This is a genomic window from Micromonospora sp. CCTCC AA 2012012 (genome assembly GCF_040499845.1).
GTDB classification, from domain to species: domain Bacteria; phylum Actinomycetota; class Actinomycetes; order Mycobacteriales; family Micromonosporaceae; genus Micromonospora; species Micromonospora mangrovi.
In genome coordinates this window covers 493,743-519,811 of sequence record NZ_CP159342.1, presented here as the reverse complement: position 1 = coordinate 519,811, position 26,069 = coordinate 493,743, and the positions used below count along the sequence as shown (strand labels likewise).

General features: G+C 74.4%; 30 protein-coding genes. 4 read left to right on the top strand and 26 right to left on the bottom strand.

Translation table 11 applies throughout. The features are described from left to right. The first annotated feature begins 79 nt into the window (after window positions 1-79). Window positions 80-1,906, top strand: coding sequence for an AMP-dependent synthetase/ligase (locus ABUL08_RS02470; protein ID WP_350934087.1), 1,827 nt, complete (start codon window positions 80-82; stop codon window positions 1,904-1,906). A 51-nt stretch (window positions 1,907-1,957) separates the two neighbouring features. Here ABUL08_RS02470 and ABUL08_RS02465 read toward each other — a convergent pair whose 3' ends face one another. The 3 genes from ABUL08_RS02465 to yczR form a co-directional block, all read right to left on the bottom strand. Further along, window positions 1,958-3,295 (bottom strand): low temperature requirement protein A, encoded by a 1,338-nt coding sequence (locus tag ABUL08_RS02465; protein ID WP_350934085.1) that lies wholly within the window; start codon window positions 3,293-3,295, stop codon window positions 1,958-1,960. Window positions 3,296-3,329: 34 nt separating this feature from the next. Beyond that, complete coding sequence (locus tag ABUL08_RS02460; RefSeq protein ID WP_350934083.1) at window positions 3,330-4,607, bottom strand: low temperature requirement protein A; 1,278 nt, start codon at window positions 4,605-4,607, stop codon at window positions 3,330-3,332. 67 nt (window positions 4,608-4,674) lie between these two features. Continuing rightward, complete coding sequence (gene yczR / locus ABUL08_RS02455) at window positions 4,675-6,132, bottom strand: MocR-like transcription factor YczR (RefSeq protein ID WP_350934081.1); 1,458 nt, start codon at window positions 6,130-6,132, stop codon at window positions 4,675-4,677. A gap of 59 nt (window positions 6,133-6,191) precedes the next feature. Here yczR and yczE point away from each other — a divergent pair, with 59 nt between their 5' ends. Further along, window positions 6,192-6,857, top strand: coding sequence for a membrane protein YczE (gene yczE, locus ABUL08_RS02450; RefSeq protein ID WP_350934078.1), 666 nt, complete (start codon window positions 6,192-6,194; stop codon window positions 6,855-6,857). A gap of 152 nt (window positions 6,858-7,009) precedes the next feature. Beyond that, a complete protein-coding gene (locus ABUL08_RS02445; protein ID WP_350934077.1) occupies window positions 7,010-7,471 on the top strand; it encodes a hypothetical protein in 462 nt (153 codons plus the stop codon). A 69-nt stretch (window positions 7,472-7,540) separates the two neighbouring features. On the opposite strand, the gene hisF is transcribed toward ABUL08_RS02445, so the two are convergent. The 12 genes from hisF to hisD all read right to left on the bottom strand — a co-directional run bounded on the left by hisF (window position 7,541) and on the right by hisD (window position 15,770). After that, window positions 7,541-8,308: an imidazole glycerol phosphate synthase subunit HisF gene (gene hisF / locus ABUL08_RS02440; protein ID WP_242792851.1), complete on the bottom strand. Its 768-nt coding sequence runs from the start codon at window positions 8,306-8,308 to the stop codon at window positions 7,541-7,543. 74 nt (window positions 8,309-8,382) lie between these two features. Next, complete coding sequence (locus ABUL08_RS02435; RefSeq protein WP_350934075.1) at window positions 8,383-9,381, bottom strand: NADP-dependent oxidoreductase; 999 nt, start codon at window positions 9,379-9,381, stop codon at window positions 8,383-8,385. Between the two features lie 47 nt (window positions 9,382-9,428). Beyond that, entirely contained in the window at window positions 9,429-9,860 is a 432-nt protein-coding gene (locus ABUL08_RS02430; protein ID WP_350934073.1) for an organic hydroperoxide resistance protein, read from the bottom strand. A gap of 5 nt (window positions 9,861-9,865) precedes the next feature. Continuing rightward, window positions 9,866-10,312, bottom strand: a complete 447-nt coding sequence (locus tag ABUL08_RS02425; RefSeq protein ID WP_350934071.1) for a MarR family winged helix-turn-helix transcriptional regulator — start codon at window positions 10,310-10,312, stop codon at window positions 9,866-9,868. Window positions 10,313-10,393: 81 nt separating this feature from the next. Beyond that, window positions 10,394-10,807, bottom strand: a complete 414-nt coding sequence (locus tag ABUL08_RS02420) for a RidA family protein (protein ID WP_350934069.1) — start codon at window positions 10,805-10,807, stop codon at window positions 10,394-10,396. Beyond that, on the bottom strand, window positions 10,804-11,532 hold the full coding sequence (priA, locus tag ABUL08_RS02415; RefSeq protein WP_350934067.1) for a bifunctional 1-(5-phosphoribosyl)-5-((5-phosphoribosylamino)methylideneamino)imidazole-4-carboxamide isomerase/phosphoribosylanthranilate isomerase PriA: 729 nt from the start codon (window positions 11,530-11,532) through the stop codon (window positions 10,804-10,806). The genes ABUL08_RS02420 and priA overlap by 4 nt, the downstream gene beginning before the upstream one ends. A gap of 16 nt (window positions 11,533-11,548) precedes the next feature. Beyond that, window positions 11,549-11,872, bottom strand: a complete 324-nt coding sequence (locus ABUL08_RS02410; RefSeq protein ID WP_350934066.1) for a hypothetical protein — start codon at window positions 11,870-11,872, stop codon at window positions 11,549-11,551. 52 nt (window positions 11,873-11,924) lie between these two features. Then, the gene (hisH, locus tag ABUL08_RS02405) at window positions 11,925-12,548 is read right to left on the bottom strand and encodes an imidazole glycerol phosphate synthase subunit HisH (protein WP_350934064.1); all 624 of its coding nucleotides are present in this window, start codon (window positions 12,546-12,548) and stop codon (window positions 11,925-11,927) included. Between the two features lies 1 nt (window position 12,549). After that, on the bottom strand, window positions 12,550-12,708 hold the full coding sequence (locus ABUL08_RS02400) for a hypothetical protein (RefSeq protein ID WP_350934061.1): 159 nt from the start codon (window positions 12,706-12,708) through the stop codon (window positions 12,550-12,552). 58 nt (window positions 12,709-12,766) lie between these two features. Beyond that, window positions 12,767-13,378: an imidazoleglycerol-phosphate dehydratase HisB gene (gene hisB / locus ABUL08_RS02395; RefSeq protein WP_350934060.1), complete on the bottom strand. Its 612-nt coding sequence runs from the start codon at window positions 13,376-13,378 to the stop codon at window positions 12,767-12,769. Then, window positions 13,375-14,448 carry a histidinol-phosphate transaminase gene (locus ABUL08_RS02390; RefSeq protein ID WP_350934058.1) on the bottom strand — a complete coding sequence of 358 codons (1,074 nt, stop codon included), beginning with the start codon at window positions 14,446-14,448 and terminating at the stop codon, window positions 13,375-13,377. Before ABUL08_RS02390 ends, hisB begins: the two co-directional genes overlap by 4 nt. Continuing rightward, window positions 14,445-15,770, bottom strand: coding sequence for a histidinol dehydrogenase (gene hisD, locus ABUL08_RS02385; RefSeq protein ID WP_350934056.1), 1,326 nt, complete (start codon window positions 15,768-15,770; stop codon window positions 14,445-14,447). Before hisD ends, ABUL08_RS02390 begins: the two co-directional genes overlap by 4 nt. 106 nt (window positions 15,771-15,876) lie before the next feature. Between hisD and ABUL08_RS02380 the strand changes: the two genes are divergently transcribed. Next, window positions 15,877-16,581 carry an LON peptidase substrate-binding domain-containing protein gene (locus ABUL08_RS02380; RefSeq protein WP_350934054.1) on the top strand — a complete coding sequence of 235 codons (705 nt, stop codon included), beginning with the start codon at window positions 15,877-15,879 and terminating at the stop codon, window positions 16,579-16,581. On the opposite strand, the gene ABUL08_RS02375 is transcribed toward ABUL08_RS02380, so the two are convergent. From ABUL08_RS02375 to ABUL08_RS02325, 11 genes are all read right to left on the bottom strand, one after another. Continuing rightward, window positions 16,496-17,320 carry a DUF2567 domain-containing protein gene (locus ABUL08_RS02375; RefSeq protein WP_350934052.1) on the bottom strand — a complete coding sequence of 275 codons (825 nt, stop codon included), beginning with the start codon at window positions 17,318-17,320 and terminating at the stop codon, window positions 16,496-16,498. The two genes, ABUL08_RS02380 and ABUL08_RS02375, sit on opposite strands and share 86 nt — an antisense overlap. Before the next feature lie 47 nt (window positions 17,321-17,367). Beyond that, window positions 17,368-19,011, bottom strand: coding sequence for an AAA family ATPase (locus ABUL08_RS02370; protein WP_350934050.1), 1,644 nt, complete (start codon window positions 19,009-19,011; stop codon window positions 17,368-17,370). 77 nt (window positions 19,012-19,088) lie between these two features. Continuing rightward, window positions 19,089-20,006 carry a hypothetical protein gene (locus ABUL08_RS02365; protein ID WP_377522761.1) on the bottom strand — a complete coding sequence of 306 codons (918 nt, stop codon included), beginning with the start codon at window positions 20,004-20,006 and terminating at the stop codon, window positions 19,089-19,091. A 22-nt stretch (window positions 20,007-20,028) separates the two neighbouring features. After that, a complete protein-coding gene (locus tag ABUL08_RS02360) occupies window positions 20,029-20,973 on the bottom strand; it encodes an RluA family pseudouridine synthase (RefSeq protein ID WP_350934048.1) in 945 nt (314 codons plus the stop codon). Next, the gene (lspA, locus tag ABUL08_RS02355; protein WP_350934046.1) at window positions 20,970-21,590 is read right to left on the bottom strand and encodes a signal peptidase II; all 621 of its coding nucleotides are present in this window, start codon (window positions 21,588-21,590) and stop codon (window positions 20,970-20,972) included. The genes ABUL08_RS02360 and lspA overlap by 4 nt, the downstream gene beginning before the upstream one ends. Before the next feature lie 65 nt (window positions 21,591-21,655). Further along, window positions 21,656-22,075: a TraR/DksA family transcriptional regulator gene (locus ABUL08_RS02350; protein WP_334561368.1), complete on the bottom strand. Its 420-nt coding sequence runs from the start codon at window positions 22,073-22,075 to the stop codon at window positions 21,656-21,658. Window positions 22,076-22,298: 223 nt separating this feature from the next. Then, the gene (locus ABUL08_RS02345) at window positions 22,299-23,801 is read right to left on the bottom strand and encodes a potassium/proton antiporter (protein ID WP_350934045.1); all 1,503 of its coding nucleotides are present in this window, start codon (window positions 23,799-23,801) and stop codon (window positions 22,299-22,301) included. 22 nt (window positions 23,802-23,823) lie between these two features. Beyond that, window positions 23,824-24,123 (bottom strand): DUF167 domain-containing protein, encoded by a 300-nt coding sequence (locus ABUL08_RS02340; protein ID WP_350934042.1) that lies wholly within the window; start codon window positions 24,121-24,123, stop codon window positions 23,824-23,826. An 11-nt stretch (window positions 24,124-24,134) separates the two neighbouring features. Continuing rightward, window positions 24,135-24,818 carry a hypothetical protein gene (locus ABUL08_RS02335; protein WP_350934040.1) on the bottom strand — a complete coding sequence of 228 codons (684 nt, stop codon included), beginning with the start codon at window positions 24,816-24,818 and terminating at the stop codon, window positions 24,135-24,137. A gap of 71 nt (window positions 24,819-24,889) precedes the next feature. Beyond that, the gene (locus ABUL08_RS02330; RefSeq protein WP_350934037.1) at window positions 24,890-25,693 is read right to left on the bottom strand and encodes a DivIVA domain-containing protein; all 804 of its coding nucleotides are present in this window, start codon (window positions 25,691-25,693) and stop codon (window positions 24,890-24,892) included. Between the two features lie 43 nt (window positions 25,694-25,736). Beyond that, the gene (locus tag ABUL08_RS02325; RefSeq protein WP_350934035.1) at window positions 25,737-26,042 is read right to left on the bottom strand and encodes a YggT family protein; all 306 of its coding nucleotides are present in this window, start codon (window positions 26,040-26,042) and stop codon (window positions 25,737-25,739) included. Window positions 26,043-26,069 lie beyond the last annotated feature (27 nt).

The window sequence follows — 26,069 nt, the reverse complement described above, 5'->3', positions numbered from 1 at the left end:
GGGTGCAGGCAATACTCTTCGGTAACCGCAAAACGACGTGACCCCCGTCACGCCTCCACCCTCGAAGGCGGCTACAGCGATGGCTCTCGATGTACCGTACCGTTCCATCCCGGACATGTTCCTCAAGCGCGTGGCGGCGACCCCCGACCGCCACGCGTTCGCCCATCCGGCCCCGGACGACTCCGGCCCGGTCTGGCTGACCTGGGAGCAGGTGGGGCAGCGCGCCCGGGCGGTCGCCGCCGGACTGCACGGGCTCGGTGTCGGCCTGGAGGATCCGGTGGCGATCCTGGCGAACACCCGGCTGGACTGGGTGATCGCCGACTTCGGCATCATGTGTGCCGGCGGGGCGACCACCACGGTCTACCCGACCACCGAACCCGAGGACGCGACCTACATCATCGCCGACTCCGGCTCCCGGGTGCTCTTCGCCGAGAACCCGGCGCAGGCGGCGAAGATCGCCGGCGCCGACCTGCCCGCGCTCACCCACGTGGTGCTCTTCGACGGCGCCCCCGACCCGGCCGCGACGGTCCCCCAGCTCACCCTGGCCGAGCTGGAGGAGCGCGGGACGCGGGCCCTGGCGGCCGAGCCGGACCTGGTCGACATGCTGGTCGCCGGGGTCGGACCGGAGCACCTGGCCACCCTGATCTACACCTCGGGCACCACCGGGCGCCCGAAGGGCGTCGAGCTGCTGCACGGCGGCTGGTGCTGGGAGGGCGTCGCGCAGGCCGAGGTGGGCCTGCTGCGCGACAACGACCTGCAGTATCTCTGGCTCCCGCTGTCCCACTCGTTCGGCAAGACGCTGCTCTGCGGCGCCACCCACGTCGGCCTGCCGACGTACGTCGACGGGCGGGTGGACAAGCTGGTCGAGCTGCTCGCCGTGGTGCGGCCGACGCTGATGTGCGGCGCGCCCCGGGTCTTCGAGAAGGTCTACAACAAGGCCGTCACCACGGCCCGGGACGCCGGCGGCGCCAAGGCGAAGATCTTCGCCTGGGGCGTCCGGGTCGGCACCGCCAAGGTCGCGCTGGAGCAGGCCGGCAAGCCGGTCCCGGCCGGGCTGAAGCTGAAGTACGCCCTGGCGGAGAAGCTGGTCTTCAGCAAGCTCCAGGCCCGGCTGGGCGGCCGGATCCGGGTGCTGGTCTCCGGCGCGGCCCCGCTGAGCCAGGAGATCGCCACCTTCTTCGCCGCCGCCAACCTGCCCATCTCCGAGGGCTACGGCCTCACCGAGACCAGCGCCGGCAACTTCGTCAACCGGCCGGACGCGCTGCGGATCGGCACGGTCGGGCAGGCGATGGGCGACCTGGAGTGCCGGATCGACACCGACGGGGAGATCCTGGTCCGGGGCCGCCCGGTGATGCGCGGCTACCACAACCTGCCCGAGGAGACGGCCGCCGCGTTCACCGAGGACGGCTTCTTCCGCACCGGGGACATCGGCAGCCTCGACGACCAGGGCTTCCTGCGGATCACCGACCGGAAGAAGGACCTGGTCAAGACCTCCGGCGGGAAGTACATCGCGCCGTCGCACATCGAGGGCATGTTCAAGGCGATCTGCCCGTACACCTCGCAGGCGATCGTGATCGGTCAGGCCCGCAACTTCTGCACCATGCTGGTCACCCTCGACCCGGACGCGATCATCGGCTGGGCGGCCGGCGGCCCGCTGGAGGGCCGGCCGTACGCCGAGATCGTCGCCTCGGCCGAGGCGCAGGCCATGGTCGAGGGGTACGTGGCCGAGCTGAACGGTCGGCTCAACCGCTGGGAGACGATCAAGAAGGTGACCATCCTGCCCCGCGACCTGACCATCGAGCACGGTGAGGTCACCCCCTCGCTGAAGATCAAGCGCCGGGGCGTGGAGAGCAACTTCGCGGCGGAGATCGACAAGATGTACGCCGGCAGCCTCGCCGAGCTGTAGTCCGTCGCCCGGTACGGCCGCGCCCGGCGCGGGTGCGGCCGTACCGGGCGGTCAGAGGTGTTGCCGTCGCCAGCGGCTCTGCTCCTCCTCGGCCGCGAGCTGCTCCTCCAGCGCGAGCTGGCGGACCTGCCGCCGCCGGCCGTCCTCGCTGAGCGTCTCGGCGACCACCGCGGCCAGGCAGAGCACCGCCAGCAGCACCAGGGCCGCCAGCTCCGGCAGCCGGGCGGCCACCGGCGCGACCAGGGCGAGCAGCCCCACCGCGACCAGCAGCGGCCAGTGCACGACCCGCAGCGCCCGCAGCGCGCAGGCGACGAGACCGAGCAGATAGACCCCGACGCCGCCGTAGAGCACGACGATCCAGAAGCCGCCCAGCGGCTCGCCCCAGGGCGGGGTGTCCGGGGCCGCCGACTCGGCCAGCAGGTCCTTGATGCCGAGGGCGAAGAAGATGATCCCGGCGATCATCGGCAGGTGCAGCCAGGTGTAGACGTCGCGGGCCATCCGGGCCCGCGCGGCCGGCTCGCGGGTGTGGTGCAGGGCCTGCTCGACCGCGAAGGCCAGGGTGTCGAAGTACGCCCACCAGAGCACCGCCGTGATCGCGATGCCGAGCACGGCGGCGATCACCACCGGCCAGGTCAGCGGCAGCCCGCTGATGAACTTCGGGCCGATCCCCAGCGCGATGATCGACTCGCCGAGCGCCACCAGCACCATCAGGGCGTGCCGTTCCGCCCAGTGCCCGGCCGAGACCACCACCCAGTACGCGCCGCCCAGCGTCATCCCGCCCCCGTACTCGACGGCGAGGGCGGCGGTCCAGAGCGCCAACTGCACGGCGATCGCCGTCGGCCGGTCGGCGAGCCGCTGCGGCACCGTCCCGGCGACCGCCAGCAGGACGGTCGCGACCAGGGGCAGGGCGGCCAGCAGCAGCCACCGGCGCAGCCGGACCGGGTCGCCGCGGGCCAGCCAGCCGAAGATCGCGAGCTGCCCGGCGCGGACCAGGAAATAGCAGGTGGCGAAGGTCAGCGGGCCGTTCAGTCCGCCGGGCCGGTCGACGAAGGCCCCCGGCATGCTCAGCGTCAGCAGGAAGGTGGCCGCCACGGTGACGACGCCGACCACCGGCAGGACGCCCTGGTCGGCGCGGACCGCGTTGCCCAGGCCGGCGAAGCCGGTCCAGCACCACCAGAGCAGGGCCAGCACCAGCAGGCAGCGGAACAGGTTGACCGGGGTGGGGACGGTGGCGGTGATGCTGGTGACGGTGAGGAAGGCGAAGACGAAGACCAGGTCGTAGAAGAGTTCCAGCCGGGTGGTCCGGGATCCCGGCCCGCCCGGCTGCACCCCCCGCGACCACCGGGCCCCGCCGCCGCCGTTCCCCACCCGCGCAGTCTCCCAGCTCACCGGGGCGTCGCACCGCGGATCGGCCCGGCCGCCGTCACCGCCCCGGCGCCGGCCCGGCCCCGTGCTCGTCGAGGAAGGCGTCGCGCAGCGCCCGCCGGGACGCCCCGAAGAGCACCACCTCGGCGGCCACCATCCCGGCGCAGACCAGGGCGAGCAGCCCGAGGGCGGCCAGCGCCGGCAGGTGGTCGGCCACCGGCAGCAGCGCCACCAGCAGCACCATCGCCACCACCCGGGGCCAGTTCACCGAGCCCATGTTGCGCAGCCGGAAGCCGAGGTGGCCGAGGAGATAGATGACCACGCCGCCGTAGAGGGCGAGCAGGCCCAGCCCGTGCAGCGGGTCGGCGAGGGTGTGGTGGGTGTCGTCCCCGACGTACGCCAGGACCTTCTTGAAGCCCAGCGCGAGCAGGATGATCCCGGCGACCATCGGCAGGTGCAGGTAGGTGTAGGAGTCCCGGCCCAGCGCGGCCCGTTCGGCGCCCTCCGCGCGGGCCAGCACCCGCTCGGCGGCGATCGCCACCACGTCGAAGTACGCCCACCACAGCGCGGCGGTGACCGCCACGCCGAGGAAGGCGGCCACGATGATCGGCCAGGAGATGGGGAGCGCGGTGACCCCGACGCCGATCGCGACGAGGGACTCCCCGAGCGCGACGATGATGATCAGGCCGTGCCGTTCGGTCCAGTGCGAGGCCGAGAAGAGCCGCCAGCCGCGCGCCCCGATCGCCATGATGCCGCCGTAGTCGATCGCCAGGGCGAGCACCCAGAGCAGGGTGCGGATCACGGCGACCCGGTGCGGGTCGTCGCTGAGCTGCTGCGGCAGCAGCGCGGCGGTGAAGAGCAGGGTGGCGCCGCCGAGCATCGGCAGCGCGGCGCGCAGCACCTGCCGGCGCAGGCCCTCGTCGCCCCGGGCGGCGTGCCAGTAGATCACCAGGTGCAGCACCCGGACCACCAGGTAGCAGCCGGCGAAGACCACCGGGCCGGGCAGCCCGCCGGGCAGGTCGACGAACGCCTCCGGGATGGTCACCGCGACCACGAACATGGTGGCCATGACCGCGAAGAGGACCACCCGCACCACGCCCTCGTCGGCCCGTACGGTGTTGCCGAGCCAGGCGTAGCAGCACCAGCACCACCAGAGCAGGGCCAGCACCAGCAGGCCCTGCCCGAGCCCGCGCCAGGTGAGGTCGCCGGCCATCAGCGCGGTCACCTGGGTGAGCGCGTAGACGAAGACCAGGTCGAAGAAGAGCTCCAGCGGGGTGACCGTGGAGCCCTCGGTCATCACCCGCATCCGCGGCGCCCGCCGCGTACCGTCCGTCACGGCGGACAGTCTTCCAGCCGGCGCGCGGCGGCGGGCTCCTCCGGTCGTCCGGCGCGCCCCCGGACCGTCAGGCGATGACCGAGGGTTCCCGCCACTGCGGGCGACCCGCGCGGTCCAGGTCGTAACGGACGTCGGCGAGCCGACCGACGGCCTCCGCCAGGTCCGCCGCCGGCAGCGTGAAGGGCAGCCGCAGGAAGCGCTCCAGGGTGCCGTCCAGGCCGAACCGGGGTCCGGGCGCCAGCCGTACGCCGGCCTCCTCGGCGGCCCGGGCGAGCGCGCTGGAGATCGGCCCGTCCAACTCGACCCAGAGGGTGACGCCGCCGCGCGGCACGGTGACCCGCCAGTCCGGCAGCCGGGACGTCAGCGCGTCGATCAGCGCGTCGCGCTGGGTGGCGAGCTGGGCACGGCGGGCGGCCACGATGGCCGGGGCGTCGGCCAGCAGGTGCACCGCGACGAGCTGGTCCAGCACCGGGCTGGCCATGTCGACGCCGACCCGGGCGGCGGCGAGCCGCTGCACCTGCGGGGCGGAGGCGCGTACCCAGCCGATCCGCAGGCCACCCCAGTAGGGCTTGCTCATCCCGCCGATGCTGATCACCCGGGAGTGCCGGTCGAAGGTGGCGACCGGCGGGGGCAGCGCGGTGCCGTCCAGCGGCAGGTCCACGAAGGACTCGTCGATCACCAGGTCGGTGCCGGCGGCGTGGGCCGCGCCGACCAGCCGCTCGCGCAGCTCGGTGGGCATCAGGTGCCCGGTCGGGTTCTGGAACTCGGGGATCAGGTAGGCCAGCTTCGGCCGGCCCTGCCGGATGCTGCCCAGCAGCAGGTCGGCGTCCCAGCCGGTGCCGTCGGCGGCCAGGCCGTGGGTGGTGATCCGGGCTCGGCGGGCGGCGAGCGCCGCCAGGGCGTTGGGGTACGTCGGCGACTCGACCAGCACGCCGCCGCCGGGCGACAGCGCCAGCCGCAGCACCAGGTCGAGCGCGTGCTGGGTGCCGCTGGTCACCATGATCTGCTCGGGACTGGTCGGCAACCCCCGCTCGGTGTACGCCCGGGCGATCGCCTCGCGCAGCTCGATGATCCCGGTCGGGTGGTAGCCGGCCCCGCCCAGGTAGCGCGGCAGGTCCTCGGTGGCGGCCCGGGCGGCCGGGACGAGTTCCGGCGGGGCGGCCAGCGCCGCGACCCCGAGGTCGATCATGTCCCGGTCGTCCTGCGGGGTCCAGAGGCCGGTGCTGGCCATCCGGTGGTTGCCGGGCAGCATCGTCCAGCTCCCGGCGCCCCGCCGGCTGGCCAGGTGGCCGCTCTCCCGCAGCTCCCGGTACGCGGCGGTGACCGTGGTCCGGCTGATCCGCAGCGCCTCCGCCAGTTCCCGCTCGGCCGGCAGGCGTACCCCCAGGGGGAGCCGGCCGTCGGCGAGCAGCCCCCGGACCGCGGCGGCGAGCGCGGCGTAGTCCGGGCTGCGCCGCCGGCCGGGGAGCGCGTGCCACTGGCCGAGCAGCCGAGCCAGTTGAGCGCCACGTACCTGACTGGTCATGGCCACCCCTCCGAAATTGGCTTTAACTAGCGCCGCGATTGGCACCTAGGGTGGCATGCATGGCACCGATTGGCAATCTCCGGTACCGGCCAGTCCGCCGGTTGACCCAGCTCTACGCCGGCCTCGTCCTGTACGGCGTCAGCATGGCGCTGATGATCCGTTCCGAACTCGGCCTGGACCCGTGGGACGTCTTCCACCAGGGGCTGGCCCGGCAGACCGGATTCTCGTTCGGCACCGTCACCATCGCCGTCGGCGCCGTCGTGCTGCTGCTCTGGATCCCGCTGCGGCAGCGCCCCGGCCTCGGCACGATCAGCAACGTCCTGGTGATCGGCCTGGTCGTCGACGCCACCGTGGCCCTGCTGCCGGCCGACAGCCCGTGGTCGGTCCGGATCGGCCTGCTGGTCGTCGGGATCGTCGCCAACGGCGCCGCCACCGGGCTCTATCTCGGCGCGCGACTCGGCCCCGGCCCGCGCGACGGCCTGATGACCGGGTACGTGGCCCGCCGCCCCGGCCGCTCGGTGCGGCTGGTCCGCACCGTCATCGAGGTCACCGTGCTGGCGCTGGGCTGGCTGCTCGGCGGGACGGTCGGCATCGGCACCGTCGCCTACGCGCTCGCCATCGGACCGCTGGCCCAGTTCTTCATCCCGATCTTCGCGGTGGCGGCGCGCCCCGAACCGGAGCCCGTCGCGCTCCGCCCCACCGCACCCGCGGCCGAGACCGCCTGACCACCACGATCGACGGCCGCACCGCCGGGGAATGACGGTGTGCGAGGCGGTCGCCACCGGACGGGACCGGGGAGACCGGCGCTGAGCTGCGCTGATGTTCCACCTCAAAAGTAGGTGTTTTCTCCACCGCCGGGGGCGGGCATCATTCGTGCATGGGGGAGAACGGATGGCGGCGGACCGACGCCTGGATCTTCGTCTCACTGGTGATCGCGAGCGGCGCCGGTCGGCACCGCCGGGCGGCGTCGACCCGGCGGCCCGAGGGGGTGCGGCTGACCGACGTGCTCTCCACCGCCGACCATCTCAACCGGACGATCCCCGAACGCCACGAGGTGGAGACGGCCGTCCGGCGCCTCGTCGGCGCCGGCCTGGTCAGCGTCTCCGACGGCTGGTTCCGGATCACCCCCGAGGGCGAACAGCTCTGGCGCAGCCGGCCGAGCGCCGGGCTGGCGACCACGGTGGACACCGTGCAGGGGGTGCTCAGCCGCCGGCACGAGCCCGGCACCGCCGAGTGGAGTCTCGCCGAGGACGACCACGCCGCCGCCGTCCAGGAGTACGTGGTCCGCTCGATCCCGTCCCCGCGCCGTTCCCCCGAGGGCCACTCCGGCCGCGGCTGAGCGCGTCGGGCCCGTAGGCGGGTCGTGCGACTGGCCGGGCCGGGCAGCCGACCGCTCCGGAACCGGGGGTCAGCGGACGGGGTGCCCGGCGACGCGCAGCGCGTCCTTGACCTCGCCGACGGTCAGCTCGCCGAAGTGGAAGACGCTCGCCGCGAGGACGGCGTCCGCGCCCGCGCCGATCGCCGGCGGGAAGTGCGCCACCTGACCGGCGCCGCCGCTGGCGATCACCGGCACGTCGACCACCGCGCGGACCGCCTCGATCAACGCCAGGTCGAAGCCGGCCTTGGTGCCGTCCGCGTCCATCGAGTTGAGCAGGATCTCCCCCGCGCCCAGCTCGGCGCCGCGGGCCGCCCACTCGACCGCGTCGATGCCGGTGCCCCGGCGACCGCCGTGGGTGGTCACCTCGAAGCCGCTCGGCGTCGTCCCCGCCGGGGCCCGTCGTACGTCGAGGGAGAGGACGAGCACCTGGCGACCGAACCGGTCGGCGATCTCGGCGATCAGCTCCGGGCGGGCGATCGCGGCGGTGTTCACCCCGACCTTGTCCGCCCCGGCACGCAGCAGCGTGTCGACGTCGGCCACCTGGCGGACGCCCCCGCCCACGGTGAGCGGGATGAAGACCGACTCGGCGGTGCGGCGGACCACGTCGAGCATGGTGCCCCGGTCGCTGGAGGAGGCGGTCACGTCGAGGAAGGTCAACTCGTCGGCGCCGGCCCGGTCGTACGCCGCCGCCAGCTCCACCGGGTCACCGGCGTCCCGCAGGTCGAGGAAGTTGACCCCCTTGACCACCCGCCCGGCGTCCACGTCCAGACACGGGATCACCCGTACCGCCACCGTCATGCGATGAGCCTATCCAACGCCGACGCGGCGGTGACCGACCTGTGAGGCCGGCCACCGCCGCGACGGGGGTGTGCTCAGACGCGGACGAGCATCTTGCCCAGGTTCTCGCCGCGCATCAGGCCCAGGAACGCCTCCGGGGCGTTCTCGATGCCGTCGATCACGGTCTCGTCGTACGACAGCTTGCCGTCGCGCAGCCAGCCGGCCATGTCGGCGACGAACTGGTCGCGCAGGTTGCCGTGGTCGCCGACCAGGAAGCCGCGCAGGGTGAGCCGCTTGCCGATGACCAGCGCCAGGTTGCGCGGCGCGGCCGGCGGCTCGGTGGAGTTGTACTGCGCGATCATGCCGCAGATGGCGGCCCGGCCGTGCACGTTCATGGCACCGATGGCGGCCTCCAGGTGCTCGCCGCCGACGTTGTCGAAGTAGACGTCGACGCCGTCCGGGGCGGCGGCCTTCAGCGCGTCCTTCACCGGGCCGTCGTGGTAGTCGAAGGCGGCGTCGAAGCCGAGCGCCTCGAGCCGCTCGACCTTGGCCTTGGAGCCGGCGCTGCCGACCACCCGGCCGGCGCCCTTGAGCTTGGCGATCTGGCCGACCATGCTGCCGACCGCGCCGGCCGCGCCGGAGACGAAGACCGTCTCCCCCGGCTTCATCGCGGCCACGTCCAGCAGCCCGGCGTACGCGGTGAGGCCGGTCATGCCGAGCACGCTCAGGTAGGCGCTGACCGGGGCGAGGGAGGGGTCGACCTTGCGGGCGGCCTTGGCGTCGACCAGCGCGTACTCGCGCCAGCCGAGGCCGTGCAGCACGGTGTCACCGACGGCGATCCCGTCCGCCTCGCCGGCCACCACCTCGCCGATCGCGCCGCCGTCGAGCGGGGCGTCGAGCGCGAACGGCGGCACGTACGACTTCACGTCGTTCATCCGGCCCCGCATGTACGGGTCGACCGACATGAACTGGTTGCGGACCACGATCTGGCCGGGGCCCGGGGTGGGCACCTCGGTCTCCACGAGGCGGAAGTTGTCGGCGGTCGGCCAGCCCTGCGGGCGGGAGGCCAGGTGGATCTCACGGTTGGTGCTCATACGCTGTCGTCCTTTCGTACGCGATGGTCGGGGGCCGGCGGGGGCGCTCAGGCCGCGGCGGCCTCGCGGACGGTGAGGGCGACCTCGATGTTGCCACGGGTCGCGTTGGAGTAGGGGCAGACCTGGTGAGCCTGGGCCACCAGCTGCTCGGCGGCGGTGCGCTCGATCCCCGGCAGGTCCACCACGAGGGCGACGGTCAGGCCGAAGCCGCCGCTGCCGTTTGGGCCGATGCCGACCTGCGCGTCGACGACGGAGCCGCTGACGTCGGCCTTGGCCTTGCGGGCCACCAGCCGCAGCGCGGAGTGGAAGCAGGCCGCGTAACCGGCGGCGAAGAGCTGCTCCGGGTTGGCCGCGCCACCCGCGCCGCCCATCTCCTTCGGGATCGCCAGGTCCAGGTCGAGGGTGCCGTCGGAGGTGCGGACGTGGCCGTCCCGGCCGTCGCCGGTGGCCTGCGCGGAGGCGGTGTAGAGCACCTGCATGGGGATCACTGCTCCTTCTGTCGGTGGATCGTCTCGGTGACCCGGGTGAGGGTGTCGCGGAGGCCGACCAGCTCGGCCTCGGTGAGGCCGGTCGCCCGGGCGACCCGCAGCGGCACCTCGTCCATCCGCTGCCGCAGGGCGGCACCGTCGGCGGTCAGCCCCACCTCCACCCGTCGCTCGTCGCGCGCGGCGCGGGTCCGGACCACCAGGCCCGCCGCCTCCAGCCGCTTGAGCAGCGGGGAGAGCGTGCCGGAGTCCAGCCGCAGCGCGGCGCCGAGCTCGGAGACCGTGGGGGCGTCGTCGCCGCGCTCCCAGAGCACCAGCAGCACCAGGTACTGCGGGTAGGTCAGCCCGAACTCGTCGAGGATGGGCCGGTAGACGTCGGTGATGGCGCGCGACGCCGCATAGAGGGCGAAGCACACCTGCCGGCGCAGCACCAGATCATCGGTCACGTCCAGAACCGTAGCGCGCAATTAAGTTGCGCACAACCGATCGGAGCGCGATGTGGCCGCCCACACATCGGGCGGCCGGGATCAGCGGTCGCCGAGCCAGGCCTCCAACTCGACCTCGACCAGGTGATCCGGGTCGATCAGGCCGGCCACCACCACCATCGTCGCCGCCGGGCGGACCGCCCCGAAGACCGCGTTGTGCGCCCGACCCACCTCGTCGGCATAGATCCGGTCCGTCACGTACATCCGGGTCCGGACCACGTCGGCCGGCGCCGCGCCCACCTCGGCGAGCGCGTCCAGCCCGATGCGCAGCGCCTGCGCGGTCTGCGCCGCCGCGTCGCCGACGTGCGCCACCCGCCCGTCAACCGTCGACGTGCAGCCGGCCGTCCAGGCCAGGCTCCCGGCCCGGACCACCCGCGCGTAGCCGTACACGGCCTCCCACGGGCCGCCCGAGCCGAGCCGGGTGACCACCCCGTCGTCACCCGCCACCGTCGTCACGAGGCGGTCCGCAACGTCTCCAGCGCCTCGGCCACCGTGAACGCCCCGGCGTAGAGCGCCTTGCCGGCGATCACACCCTCCACGCCGATCGACTCCAGGGTCGCCAGGGCGCGCAGGTCGTCCAGGGTCGAGACGCCACCCGAGGCGATCACCGGGGCGTCCGTGCGGGCGCAGACCTCGCGCAGCAGGTCCAGGTTCGGCCCGCGCATCGTGCCGTCCTTGGTGATGTCGGTCACCACATAGCGGGTGGCACCCGCCTTGTCCAGCCGCTCCAGCACCTCGAACAGGTCACCGCCGTCGCGGGTCCAGCCACGCGCCGAGAGGGTACGACCCCGCACGTCCAGCCCGATCGCCACCCGGTCGCCGTACTCGCCGCAGACCCGGTCGCACCACTCCGGGTTCTCCAGCGCGGCGGTGCCGATGTTCACCCGCGCCGCCCCGGTGCCCAGCGCCGCGTGCAGCGACTCGTCGTCCCGGATCCCGCCGGAGAGCTCCACCTTCACGTCGAGCTGCCGGACCACCTCGGCCAGCAGGTGCGCGTTGGTGCCCCGCCCGAAGGCGGCGTCCAGGTCGACCAGGTGGATCCACTCCGCCCCGTCGGACTGCCAGGCCAGGGCGGCCTCCACCGGGTCGCCGTACCCGGTCTCACTGCCGGCGGCTCCCTGCACGAGCCGGACGGCCTGGCCGTCGGCGACATCCACGGCGGGCAACAGGGTGAGGCTCACAGGTCTTCTCCTCGCATCAGGTACGACGGTCCAGGGCGATCACCACGATCGCCGGCAGGACCAGCAGCAACAACACGACCAACGCCAACCGCAGCGCCAGGTCGTCGACGAAACTCCAGATGGCGGCCAGCGCCGCCCCGGTGAGCAGCACGATCGCCGCCCGCTCACCGCGGGTGTGCCGGGCCAGCCGGCCGGTCCGGCCGCGCCGCAGCTTCGGCGTCAACCGGCGTACGACCGCCCGCCGGCGCTCCCGCCGGGCCACCCGGCGGCGGCGGACGACGCGCTCGCGCTCCACCTCGGCCTGGCGGGCCGCCCGACGGCGGGCCCGCTCCTTGCTCACCTCGCGCTCACCGCGGCCGACCGGGCTCGCAACCCCGGCTCACTCCTCGCGCTCACAGGCTGGTGAGCCAGTTGTGCAGCAGCGCCGCCCCGGTGTCGGCGGACTTCTCCGGGTGGAACTGGGCCGCCGAGAGCGGACCCCGCTCCACGGCGGCCACGAAGTCGGTCCCGTGGTGGGCGGTGGTCACCGTCGCGCCCGCCGCGGTCAGCCCGGCCACGTCGTTCACCCCGTAGGAGTGGACGAAGTAGAAGCGGCTGTCGGCGGGCAGCCCGGCGAAGAGCACCGAGCCGGCCGGCGCCGCCACGGTGTTCCAGCCCATGTGCGGCAGCCGCGGGGCGGCCAGCTTCGTCACCCCGCCGGGCAGCAGCCCCAGCCCCTTGGTCACCACGCCGTGCTCGTCGCCGTGCGCGAAGAGCACCTGCATCCCCACGCAGATGCCCAGCACCGGCCGCCCGTCGGCCACCCGCTCGGCGATGACCGGGCCGGCGCCGAGCGCCTCGATCCCCGCCATGCAGGCGGCGAACGCGCCCACGCCCGGCACCACCAGGCCCTCCGCCTCGGCGGCGGCGACCAGGTCGTCGGTCACCGTGACGTCCGCGCCGGCCCGCTCCAGGGCGCGCTCGGCCGAACGCAGATTGCCCGAACCGTAGTCGAGCACCACGATCCGCTTGGCCATGTCAGTTCCTCCCCGGCAGCAGCCAGAGCAGCCCGGCGACGGTGGCCAGCGCGGCCAGCGCGCCGACGACCAGCACCGCGACGCGGGACGCGCCCTGCTTGTGCAACGACCAGGCCCCGCCCACCAGGACCCCGCCCAGGATCAACAGGACGGCACCCATCAGCACGGCCCTTCGTTCGCGACCGCGGGGCTCCGCCGCGCTGCGCTCCTCGCGCTCATCAGAGCGCGCCCTTGGTGCTCGGCACCACGCCCGCGTTGCGCGGGTCGATCGCGGTGGCCTCGCGCAGGGCGCGGGAGACGGCCTTGAACTGGGCCTCCACCACGTGGTGGGCGTCCGGGTGGCCACCGGGGCGGGCCGCGCGCAGCACGTCCACGTGCAGCGTGATCCGGGCCGCCTGGCCGAACGACTCCCAGATGTGCCGGGTCATGCTGGTCGGATAGACCGGCCCGATGTACGGCGCCAGCGCCGGCTCGTCGTGCACCACGTACGGGCGGCCGGAGAGGTCGACGGCGGCCCGGACCAGCACCTCGTCCATCGGGACGGTGGCCGAGCCGTACCGCCGGATGCCGGCCTTGTCCCCCAGCGCCTGGTCGAACGCGGCGCCCAGGGCGAGCGCGGTGTCCTCCATCGTGTGGTGCGCGTCGATCTCCAGGTCACCCACGGTGCGTACGGTCAGGTCGAAGCCGCCGTGCCGGGCGATCTGGTGGAGCATGTGGTCGTAGAAGCCGACGCCGGTGGTGATCTCGGCCTGGCCTGTGCCGTCGAGGTCGATCTCGACGAGGACCTTGGTCTCCTTGGTGACCCGCTCCACCCGGGCGGTGCGACTCATGAGAGCTTCTCCATTGCAGAAAGGAAGGCGTCGGTCTCGGCGGGGGTGCCGGCGGTGACCCGCAGCCAGCCGGGCAGGCCGACGTCGCGGACCAGCACCCCGTGCTCCAGCAGGGTGCGCCACGCGGCGGCCTGGTCGCCGGCGACCTGGAAGAGCACGAAGTTGGCGTCGCTGTCGGCGACCCGGTGGCCCCGCTCGCGCAGCTCGGCGACGATCCGGTCGCGCTGCCGCATGATCGCGGCGACCGTGCCGAGCAGGGCGTCGCGGTGCGCCAGCGCCGCGCGGGCGGCGGCCTGGGTGAGCGCGGAGAGGTGGTAGGGCAGTCGGACGAGCTGCACCGCCGCCACCACCGCCGGGTCGGCGGCCAGATAGCCCAGCCGGCCACCGGCGAAGCCGAACGCCTTGCTCATCGTCCGGGTCACCACCAGCCGCGGGTGGCCGGGGAGCACCGCCAGGGCGCTGACCGTGCCGGGCCGGGCGAACTCGGCGTACGCCTCGTCGACGACCACCATGCCGGGGGCCTCGTCGAGCACCGCGGCGACCACCGCCGGGTCGAGCGCGGTGCCGGTGGGGTTGTTCGGCGAGCAGAGGAAGACCACGTCGGGCCGGTGCTCGCGGACCTGGGCGACCGCCTCGTCGGCGGTCAGCCCGAAGTCGACGCCCCGCCGGGCGGGGATCCAGCCGGTGCCGGTGCCGAGCGCCAGCAGCGGGTGCATCGAGTACGCCGGGACGAAGCCGAGCGCGCTGCGCCCCGGACCGCCGAACGCCTGGAGCAGCTGCTGCTGGATCTCGTTGGAGCCGTTGGCCGCCCACACCTGCTCGACGGTGAGCCCGTGCCCCAGATAGCCGGCCAGGTCGGCGCGGAGCGCCACGGCGTCCCGGTCCGGATAGCGGTTGAGGTCGCGCAGCTCCGCCGCGAGGGCCTTGTTGATCGCCTCCACCACCGGCTCGGGCACCGGGTAGGAGTTCTCGTTGGTGTTCAGCCGTACCGCCACGTCGAGCTGCGGCGCCCCGTACGGCGTGAGACCCCGCAGGTCGTCGCGGAGCGGCAGGTCGTCCAGCGTGGTCACGGGGTCCCCTCCCCCGCGAAGCGGACGCTGACCGCCTGGCCGTGCGCCGGCAGGTCCTCGACGTTCGCCAGGGTGACCACGTGGCCGGCGACGTCGCGCAGCGCGTCCTGGCTGTATTCGACCAGGTGGACGCCGCGCAGGAAGGACTGCACGGAGAGCCCCGAGGAGTGCCGGGCGCAGCCGCCGGTGGGCAGCACGTGGTTGGAGCCGGCGCAGTAGTCGCCCAGCGACACCGGCGACCAGGCGCCCACGAAGATCGCCCCGGCGTTGCGGACCCGAAGCGCCCACTCGCGGGCGTCCACGGTCTGGATCTCCAGGTGCTCGGCCGCGTACGCGTCGACCACCCGCAGCCCGGCCTCGAGGTCGTCGACGAGCACGATGCCGCTCTGCTCGCCGGTGAGCGCGGTGGTGACCCGCTCGACGTGCCGGGTGGCCGGCACCTGCCGGGCCAGCTCGCGCTCGACCGCGTCGGCCAGCGTCACCGACGGGGTGACCAGCACGCTGGCCGCGAGGGGGTCGTGCTCGGCCTGGCTGATCAGGTCGGCGGCGACGTGCGCCGGGTCGGCGGTGTCGTCGGCCAGGATGGCGATCTCGGTCGGGCCGGCCTCGGCGTCGATGCCCACCACGCCGCGCAGCAGGCGCTTGGCGGCGGTGACCCAGATGTTGCCCGGACCGGTGATCATGTCGACGGGGTCGCAGCGCTCGACGCCCTCGGCGTCGACGGTCGACCCGTACGCCAGCATCGCGACCGCCTGGGCGCCGCCGACCGCGTAGACCTCGTCGACGCCGAGCAGCGCGCACGCGGCGAGGACCCGCTGGTCGGGCAGGCCGCCGTTCTCCTTCTGCGGCGGGCTGACCACGACCAGGGAGCGGACGCCGGCCGCCTGGGCGGGGACCACGTTCATCACCACGGTCGACGGATACATGGCCAGGCCGCCGGGGACGTAGAGGCCGACCCGGTCGACCGGCACCCAGCGCTCGGTGACCGTGCCGCCCGGGACCACCTGGGTGGTGTGGTCGGTACGCCGCTGGTCGGCGTGCACCTTGCGGGCCCGGGTGATCGACTCCAGCAGCGCGGCGCGGACCTGTGGGTCGAGAGTCCCCTCGGCCTCCTTGATCGCGTCGACCGGCACCCGCAGGTGCTCCGGGGAGATGCCGTCGAACCGCTCGCTGGCCTCCCGGATCGCCGGGTGACCATGCTCCCGGACCGCCTCCACGAGGGGACGGATCCTCTCGACCGCCACGGAGACGTCGAGCTGGGCACGGGGCAGCAGGCGGCGCGGGTCGCGCTCGCCGCCGCGCAGGTCGATCCGATTCAACACCCTTGCGAGTCTAGGCGGCCCGCTCCGGGGCGACCCGAGCCGCCCGCACGGCGGGACGGTGAGCCGGGACACGCCGCCGCGGCCGGATCGGGCTACGCTCGTTGGCGTGACTGTGCGGCTGCCGGTGTTTCCGCTCGGAACGGTGCTCTTCCCGGGGCTGGTGCTCCCGCTGCACATCTTCGAGGAGCGCTACCGCGAACTGGTGCGCCACCTGGTGGCCCGGCCCGAGGGAGCGCCACGCGAGTTCGGTGTGGTGGCGATCCGGGCCGGCTGGGAGGTGGCCGCGGCCGGGCCACCGGAGCGGCCGGGCCTCGGCGGCGGCGAGGTGACCCTGCACGAGGTGGGGTGCACCGCCGAGCTGCGGCAGGTCACCGAGCTGGACGACGGCGGGTTCGACATCGTCACGGTGGGGCGGCGCCGGTTCCGGGTGGTCGACATCGACGACTCCGCCGCGCCCTACCTGACCGCCGAGGTGGAGTGGCTGCCCGACCCGACCGGCCCGGACGAGGTCGCCGACCTGCTCGCCGCCCGGGTGATCTCGGTCTTCCGGCAGTATCTCGGGTTGATCCGCCCCGACCCGGAGGAGGTCTCCGAGCAGCTGCCGGAGGATCCGACGGTGCTGTCCCACCTGGTCGCCGCGACCGCCGCGCTGACCGTCGCGGACCGGCAGCGGCTGCTCGCCATCGACGACACCGCCGGCCGGCTCCGGGCCGAGCTGCGGCTGCTCAACCGCGAGGCGGCTCTGCTGCGCCAGGTCCGGGCGGTTCCGGTGCCGTTGACCGAGCTGGCGGGTCCGCCGGCCCCCAACTGAGCCCACCGTCACCGAGCCCGCCACCGACGAGCCCGGGCGCGCCGGCGCCGACCGGCGGCCAGGCCGCGTCGAGCTCGGGCTCCGGCCGCAGCGACGGCCACCGGGACCAGCCGGCCAGCAGGGTGTACGTCACCGCCAGGCCGAACGCCGGCAGCAGCAGGTTGCCGTGCGGCACCGGCAGCACGCCGAGGAACCAGTCCACCCCGCCGGCCCGCAGGTCGGCCGGCTTGGTGAAGGCCCGCCCGTCCGGGGCGGTCTCCAGCAGCCGGTGGTACGTCGCGAGCCCGATCCGCCGGCCGATTTGCCAGGCGACCACCGCCGCGCCGAGGGCGCCCACGACCCCGGCGAGCAGCCCGACCGGGCCCCGCCGTCGACGCAGCAGGACCCACAGGGCGATCGCGGCGAGCACCCCGAAGCCGAGCCCGAGCAGGCTGAACCACCCGTCGGCGGCGATCGGCTGTTCCGGCTGGGTGGTGCCGTAGATCGCCCCCTCGGAGGTCTTCACCACCGGGGTGTCCGGGGCGACGGCCGCCCAGAGCAGCCCCAGCGGCGCGCCCAGCGCGGTCAGCAGCAGCGCGACGCCGACGGCGAGCCCCAGGGAGCGGCGCACCCCCCGGGCGGGCCGCGCGGTGACCGGCGTGGCGTACGGCGGTGGCGGCGCGGCGTCGTCGCGCGGCGGTTCGGCGGGCCCGCCGGACTGGTCGGCGGGACGCTCGGGGTCGGAGGTGTCCGGGCTCACCCGGTGATCCTCTCAGGCGCGGCGACGGTGCGGGGTGCCGGTGCCGGTCACCGGGCGAACGGCTCCAGCATCACCGCGGCGGCCTTCAGCCACGCCGCCCGGGTCTCCGGCTGGAGCTGGTGGTACTCGATCGACGACCCGGTCTCCAGCGCCGCGTCGTACGGCACCACGGCGACGGCGCGGGTGCGGGTGGCGAAGTGCCGCTCCAGGTCGTCCTGGAGCGACGAGCGGCCCGGGGTCGGGCAGGAGATCAGGGTGACCGCGTTGTCGGCCAGCTCCCCCATCCCCACCTCGTGCAGCAGGTCCAGCATCCAGTCGGCGCTGAACGCGGCGTCCTCCCGGGGCACGGTGGTCACCACGAGCTGGTCGGCGGCCTGCATCACGGTGCGCCAGTTCGGGCTCTCCACGTTGTTGCCGGTGTCCACGCAGACCACGTCGTGGGTCCGCCGCAGCAGCTCCAGCACCCGCTTGACGGTGAACTGGTCCAGCCGCTGGGCGAAGCGCGGGCTCTCCTCCCCGGCCAGCACGTCGTACGAGCCGTCGGAGGCGTGCCGCAGGTAGTCGTCGAGGTGCTCCAGCAGGGTGGCGCCCTCCAGGATCTCGATCTGGGCGAGGTCGGAGATCAGGTGCCGGATGGTCCGCGCGTGCCGGGCGCTGCCGGCGCGCAGGCCGAGGGTGCCCCGCAGTTCGTTGTCGTCCCAGGCGAGCACGCCCCGCCCGCGCACACTCCCCACGGTGGCGGCGGCCAGCACGGTGGCGGTGGTCTTGTGCACGCCGCCCTTCGGGTTGGCGAAGGCGAGCACCCGGGGGGTGCCCAGCTCCCGGCGGAGCACGCCGGCGGCCCGCTCCTGCTCGCTCTCGGGGGCCGGTGCCCGCCACTCCACCCGGGCGGGTTCGCTGCGGACCGGATAGCCGTCGGAGATCGCCGGTGGCTGGTACGCCGGGACCGGCTCCACCGGCACCTGGTACGCCGGCACGGGCTCGACCGGCGGGGGCTCCACCGCCGGGTAGGTCGGCGGTCGGTAGCCGCCGTCGAGCAGCGGGGCGTAGCGGGACTCCGCGGGCGGGGCCTCGTGCCGGTAGCCGTTGTCGAGCAGCGCGTACCGGGACTCGACGGACGCGGTGCCCCGGCGCGGCCGCGGAACGGGCGGGTCGGCGGCCGGTTCGGCCCGGTAGCCGGGCTGCGGGTCGGCCCGGTATCCGGGGTCGGGACCGTAGGCCGGCTCGGGCCGGTAGCCGGAGTCGGCCGGATAGCTCGGCTCCGCCGGATAGCTCGGCTCCGCCGGGTAGGTCGCCGCCACGGGATAGCCGCTCTCGGCCGGATGGCTCGGCTCGGCCGGGTGACCCGGCTCGGGGCGGTAGGCGGGCTCGGCGCGGAAGGACGGGTCGATCCGGTAGGCGGGCTCGACCCGGTAGCTCGCCTCCACCCGGTAGGCGGGCTCCGCGTCGTACGTCAGGTCGGCGGGACGGGCCGACGCGGACGCGCGGCCGGACCACGCCGTGCCGCTGCCGCGTCGGGGCAGCGGCTCGGGCGCCGCCGCCTCCTCGGCGCGGCGGTCGGCCTCGACCTGCTCCGCGCTCCGGCCGCCGAGCCGGGCCCGGTCGAGCAGCGCCCGCCACCGCGGTGCCGGCTCAGCCTGCCGACCCCAGCCGGTTTCGCTGCCATCCAAGGCTCGCCCTCCCAGACCCATCGATCTCCGCCTGACAGGCTACGAACGAAACCCTATTCGGACCACACCTGTCTACGCACATCCGTAGGTGGCCATCTTCACCGTCGTACCGTGGATTCTCCGGTTCCGGCGACGTCCGGGGAGGTCGACGGGGGTGCGCCGGACGATACGCCGCCGCCGGGGGCCGGTGAGGGGCCGCTCACCGTCGGTGCGGGTTCCGACGAATCGCCCACCGTCGTCCCGCCCGCCGCCCCAGGGAGGCCGTCGTCGGCGGGGGGCCGGGCCACGTCCCGCTGCTCCGGCAGCGGCGGGGTGAGGACCGCGCGGTCCAACCGCACCAGCTCCGGCGCCGGGTCGACGACGCGTACCCCGGGGCGGGCCGCCAGGGCGCGCAGCCGGTCCGCGGGGCCGCGGACCACCGCCGCGTAGACGCAGGCGCAGGCCGACCGGTAGGCGTCCGCCTCCGCGGCGGCCACCTGCGCGCCGGTCTCGTACACCCGGCGCAGTTGCGGGTCCGCGGCGGCGGCCGGGGCGGCGGCGCGGGCCCGCTGGTCCACCGCCTCCCGGTCCTTGCGCTCCGCGACCTGGGCCATCCCGGCGACCACGTCGTCGGGGAGCCGGCCCGCCGGGATCCGGACGATCTCGGTCTGCCGGCCGGGCAGCGGCACCCGGGCGACGACCGCCGGGGCCTCCAGTCCGGCCAGCGCCACGGCCGCCCGCCGCGGGGTGAGATAGGCCGAGAAGGAGACCAGGGCGTACGACCCGGGGGCCGGCGGCGACGGGTCGGCCAGCCCGGCCAGCTCGGCGGCGGCGGCCCGCAGGTAGCCGGGGATCGGGTCGCCGGCCGCCACGCCCACCCGGGTGACCTCACCGACGGTCCGGTCGGTCACCGGCGCACGCCGCCCGCTCCACGCGGCGGTGAGCAGGACCGCCGCCGCGCAGAGCAACGCGACCCAGCTCAGCGTGGCCGACCGGGACCGACCGGGGGCCGGGCGCGACGGCTCGTCGGTGGACACGGCGTTCCCTGTCGCTCGGCGGTCAGTCGCGGAGGAGTTCCAGCGCGCGCGCCAGGTCCTCCGGGTAGTCGCTGACGAAGGTGACCTGCTCACCGGTACGCGGGTGCGCAAAGCTCAGCGAGCGGGCGTGCAGCCACTGCCGGCTCAGGCCGAGCCGGGCCGACAGCGTCGGGTCGGCGCCGTAGGTCAGGTCGCCGACGCACGGGTGGCGCAGGGTCGAGAAGTGCACCCGGATCTGGTGGGTACGCCCCGTCTCCAGCCGCACGTCGAGCAGGCTCGCCGAGCGGAACGCCTCGAGCGTGTCGTAGTGGGTGATGCTCGGCTTGCCACCGGTGACCACCGCCCAGCGGTAGTCGTGGTGCGGGTGCCGGTCGATCGGCGCGTCGATGGTGCCGCGCAGCGGGTCCGGGTGACCCTGCACCACCGCGTGGTAGCGCTTCTCCACCTCGCGGTACTTGAAGGCCCGCTTCAGCGCGGTGTACGCCTGCTCGCTCTTGGCCACCGCCATGATCCCGGTGGTGCCGACGTCGAGCCGGTGCACCACGCCCTGCCGCTCGGCGGCGCCACTGGTGGAGATCCGGTGGCCGACGGCGGCCAGCGCCCCGATCACCGTCGGGCCGGTCCAGCCGGGGCTCGGGTGCGCGGCCACGCCGACCGGCTTGTCCACCACCACGATGTCGTCGTCGGCGTAGACGACGGTCAGGCCGGGCACCGCCTGCGGCACCACGGTCGGCGGGGCCACCGGGGCGGGCAGGGTCACCTCCAGCCAGGAGCCGGCCTTGACCTTGTACGAGTTGGCCCGTACGACGCCGTCGACGAGCGCGTCACCGGCGTCGACCAGGGTCGCGGCGGCGGTGCGGGAGAGCCCGAAGAGCCGGGACACGGCCTGGTCCAGCCGCATGCCGTCGAGACCGTCCGGGACGGGCAGGGAACGCTGGTCGCCGCCCGCGGCGAAGGCGGCGGTCATGCCCGCCCCCGCTGCTCGCTGCCGGCGGTCGCGCCGTCGGTGTCCGCCGGGTCGTCCGGTGCCGCGCCGGCCCGGCGGCCGTCGCGCTGCCGCCCGGTCAGCTCCAGGATCACCGCCAGCGTGACACCGCTGACCAGGGCGCTGTCGGCCAGGTTGAACACCGGCCAGACCTGCCCGTACGGGTCGAAGAGGCTGACCATGTCGACCACGTGGCCGACGAAGTGGCCGGGTGCGCGGAAGATCCGGTCGGTGAGGTTGCCGAGCGCCCCGCCGAGCACCAGGCCCAGCGAGACGGCCCAGGGCAGCGACCGCAGCCGCAGCGCCATCCAGCCGATCCAGGCGATCACGCCGATGGTGATCAGCGGGAAGATCCAGGTGTGGTCGGAGCCGATGCTCCACGCCGCGCCGCTGTTGCGGGTGAGCGTGAGATAGACGGCGCCGCCGAGCAACGACACCGGGCCCCGGCCGGTCAGGTGCGACAGCGCGAGCTGCTTGGTGCCCAGGTCGGCCAGGAGCGCGACCAGGGCGACGCCGAGGAGGAGCCCGACCGCGGTACGCCGGGGCGTGCCGCCACCCGGCTCAGCGGTGCCGGACCCGGCGGGCGGTGCTGCGGTCATCTGCTCCCCATCGACGCTCTCGGCGGTGATCTGTCACCGACTGGACGAGCCGCCGGGGAGCGGGCTCAGCGCCGCTCCGCCAGCTGCTTGCAGGTCACGCAGAGGGTGGCCGACGGGAAGGCGGCGAGCCGCTCCACCGGAATGGGGTTGCCGCACCGCTCGCACCAGCCGTAACCACCCTCGTCGAGCCGCTCCAGGGCGCGCTCGACCTGCGTGATCCGTTCCAGGATGCTGTTGGCGAGTGAGATCTCCTGCTCGCGCTCGAACGTCTTGGTGCCCGTGTCGGCCTGGTCGTCCCCGGCCGAGTCGGTCAGCCGGTCGCGCTGCAGCTCGGTGATCTCGCTCAGCGTCTGATCGTACTCGGCGCGCAACTCGTCGCGCCGGGCCGCCAGCGCCGCCCGGATCTTCTCGGTCTCCGCCGCGCTGCGGGTGGCCTTCGCCACCGGCTTGCGGCCGGCGGTCCTGGTGTCGGCTGGCTTGGCCATCGTCAGCTCCCTCGGCCGCGAGTTCCGCGGCGATCGGCGTGCCTGGGCAGGGACCACCGGCACGGCGTCCCCCATGTACGGAACGGGTGCCCGGCGACACGGCCGAGCACTCCGGAGGGTGGCAAGAATACGGAACGTGCAGGCGTCCGACAACGTGCCGCACCGACGCACCGCGTTTCAGCCCCTAACAGCCACCAATCGGGGCAAAGGGAACGCTAGCAGATCAGGCATCCCGATCTTCGCCGTACTCACCAAACCAACGGGCCAGGCGACCCCGCCGGCTGACCGCCCGCAGCCGCCGTTCCACCTCGTCGCGGACCTCGGCGGTAGCCACGATCAACAGGCTGTCGCCGACCTTCAGCCGGGTGTCCGGCCCCGGCACGAAACCCGCCCCGTCGCGCAGCACCAGGGTCACCGAGGCACCCACCGGCAGCCGTAGCTCGTCCACGTGCACGCCACCGATCCGGGACCCCGGCGGCACCTCCACCTGGAGCAGGTCCGCCCGCATCCGCTCCAGCGGGGCCGTCTCCACCCGGATCTCGGCCGCCTCGGCCGGTGCGGTCACCCCCAGCCGCCGGGCCACCGGCGCGAGCGTGCCCGCCTGGAGCAGCGTGAAGATCACCACCAGGACGAAGACCGCGTCGAAGAGCCGGTCCGCCCCCGGCACCCGCTGCGAGAGCGGGATGGTGGCCAGCACGATCGGCACCGCCCCGCGCAGCCCGGCCCACGACAGGAAGGCCTGCTCGCGCGGGCCGAACCGGAACGGCAACGCCGACACCGCCACCGACAGCGGCCGGGCGGCCAGCACCAGGGCCAGCCCGGCGACCACCGCCGGCAGCACCGCGGCGTCCAGCCGGGTCGGCGAGGCCAGCAGCCCGAGCAGCACGAACAGGCCGATCTGGGCGAGCCAGGCCAACCCGTCGGCGAAGCCCAGGATCGCCTGCCGGTGCGGCAGCCGGGCGTTGCCGAGCAGCACCCCGGCGACATAGACGGCGAGGAAGCCGGAGGCGTGCAGCACGGCCCCGGCGGCGTACGCCAGCACGGTGAAGCCGACCACCGCGATCGGATAGAGCCCCGCCGAGGGCAGCGCCGCCCGGCGCAGCGCGTACCGGCCGGCGATCCCGGCGGCCACTCCGACGGCGGCGCCGACGCCCAGCTCGTAGCCGACCAGGGGGATCTCGTACCACCACGGGTGGCCGGCCGCGCCGGGCCGGGACAGCAGCACCACCACGATGACCACCGGGGCGTCGTTCATGCCCGACTCGGCCTCCAGGGTCGCCACCAGCCGGGGCGGCAGCCGCAGCCGCCGCAGGGTGGCGAAGACGGCCGCCGCGTCGGTGGAGGAGAGCACCGCGCCGTAGAGCAGCGCCAGCCGCCAGTCCAGCCCGAGCAGCAGGTGCACCGCCACCCCGACCACCAGGATGCTCACCACCACGCCGACGGTGGAGAGCGCGGCGGCCAGCCCCAGCACCGGGCGCAGGGTGCTCCACCGGGCGCTCAGGCCCCCCTCCGCGATGATCACGATCAGGGCGCAGAAGCCGAGCATCCGGGTCAGCTCGACGTTGTCGAAGCGGATGCCCAGCCCCGCCTCCCCGATCGCCACCCCGAGGGCCAGATAGACCAGGAGACTCGGCACCCCGAGCCGGGTGGAGAAGCGCACCGCGCCGACCGCCACCAGCAGGACTGCCGCACCGAGCAGCAGCGCGAGATCCAGGCCCGGGGTCATCGGCGGCCGGTCCGGGCGGGCCTCACCCGGTCGATCCGTCGCGCAACCGGCGCAGCACGGCGGGCAGCTCCGCGGCGGGGCGCTCGACCAGGAAGAGCTTGTCCCGGCTGGCCGCGCCGGTGCGCAGCGACACCGTCGCCGGCCGGACCCCCAGCGCCTCGGCGAGGGCGCGGCGGGCCGCCTCGGTGGCCCGGCCGTCCACCGCCGGGGCGTGCACGGCGATGACCAGCGCCGGCCCGTGCGGGCCGTCGAAGCGACCGCCGACCCGGACCCGGGCGGCACCCGGCTTCACCCGTACGGCGACGGTGAGCGTCTCGTCCATCGGCACGCGGTTCAGTTCGGACGCGCGTCGGCGAGCAGGGCGGTGTCCGGTGCGCAGTGTCCGCATGGGGTGAAGCCCAGCTCCACCGCCTCGGCGACGGGCAGCGCCTCGTCGTCGCGGCCGACCAGGTGCGGGCAGTCGGCCAGGTGGTAGCGGGGCCGGCCGTCCACCACGCGTACCTCGGTGTGCAGCCGGGCCACCCGGGCGGCGTCGGCGGGCGGCACCCGCTGGGCGGGCGGCTCGGCGTCGAACGGGTCGTCGCCGAACGGGCCGGCGGCCGGCGAGGTCGGGCCCGGCGCGTCGAGGAAGGGGCCGGAGCCGTCGGCGGCGAGCGGGTCGCGCGGGGCCGGCGGAGAGTACGGGTCGGCCACCGACGGACCGGGTGGTTGCCGCCACCCGGCGTCGTCGGTGCGAGCCGTGAAGGGGAGGTGCGGGACCGGGGTCTCCGGCTCGGCGGGCGGCGGCCCGTACGCGGACCGGAAGCCCGTCCGGGGACCTCCACCGGGACCGGTGACCCGATCGGTCGTCGTCGCGGCCCGTGCGGCGGCGGCCTGGCGGGCACCGACGACGAGGGCGACGGCGGCCAGCAGGCTGGCCGCGATGGAGGTGATCAAGAGGCCGCTGGAACCACCGGCCAGTCCGACCACCAGGAGCACGACGGCGACGAGGATGAGCACGATGCTGGCGACTATCACGGCTCACCCCCGCCGCGTCGGTTCAGATGGCGCGGCCGGCGGCCGTCCGGGGGACGACCGCCAACCGCGGATCAGCGACCGGACTCGAGCGAGCCCGAGCGACCGCCGCCGTACGAGCCGGCGAGGCCGGCCGCGGCGAGGCCGTTGCTGCCGCCGGCGGCACGGGTGCCCTCGGCGCGGTTGACCTCGGCCTCCAGGCCCTGGGCCCGGCCGTCGAGGTCACGCAGCTGGCTCTCCAGGTACGCCTTGAGCCGGGTGCGGTACTCCCGCTCGAACTGCTTGAGCTCCTCGATGTGCTTCTGCAGCGCGGTGCGCTTGGCGTCCAGGCCGCCCATGGCCTCCTGGTGCCGCTGGCGGGCGTCGCGCTCCAGCGCGTCGGCCTTGGCGCGGGCCTCGCGGGTGACCTCCTCGGCCTTGGTACGGGCCTCGGAGAGCAGCTGGTCGGCCTCGCGACGGGCGTCGGAGACGTGGTCGTCGGCGGTCCGCTGGGCCATCATCAGCACCCGCAGCGCCTGCTGCTCGCCGTCCCCACCGGCGGCCGGGCCGCCCTGGGAACGGACCTGCTCCAGCTCGGCCTGCATCGCCCGGGCGGCCTGCTCGGCGGCCGCCTTGTCGCGCTGCACCCGGTCCAGCTGGGCCTTGACGTCGTTGAGCTCCGCCGCGAGACGGGCGTCGCCGCCGGGGCCGGCGGGAGCGCCACCCCGACCGCCGCGCTCCACCTGGGCGCGCAGCTCGTTGTTCTCCTCGATCAGACGGGCAAGCTCGCGCTCGACCTCGTCCAGGAAGGCGTCGACCTCCTCCTCGTCGTACCCCCGCTTGCCGATCGGCGGCTTTTTGAAGGCGACGTTGTGGACGTCGGCCGGGGTCAGCGGCATCGAAACTCCTCGGGTCAGTTGCGGCCGCGTAGCGTGCCGGTCATCAGGAGAACCTGAAGATCAGCGGCTCTAACACAAACCTCATCAGCACGAACAGGATAACCAGGAGCACAAGGGAGGCCAGGTCGACGCTCACGGTACCAATTCGCAGTGGTGGGATCACACGCCTCAACGTGTTGAGAGGCGGATCAGTGACGCTCCACACGGATTCCAGTCCCGCTGACGCTCCTCGCCCCGGTTGCCAGCGGCGACCGTACTGGAGAACGGCGCTGAGGACAAATCGGGCGAGCAGGGCAATCAGGAAGAGATAGACGATCAGGTACAGCACTTGGAACACGATCGACAACACGGCAGGCGACGTCCCTCGGTCGAGCGG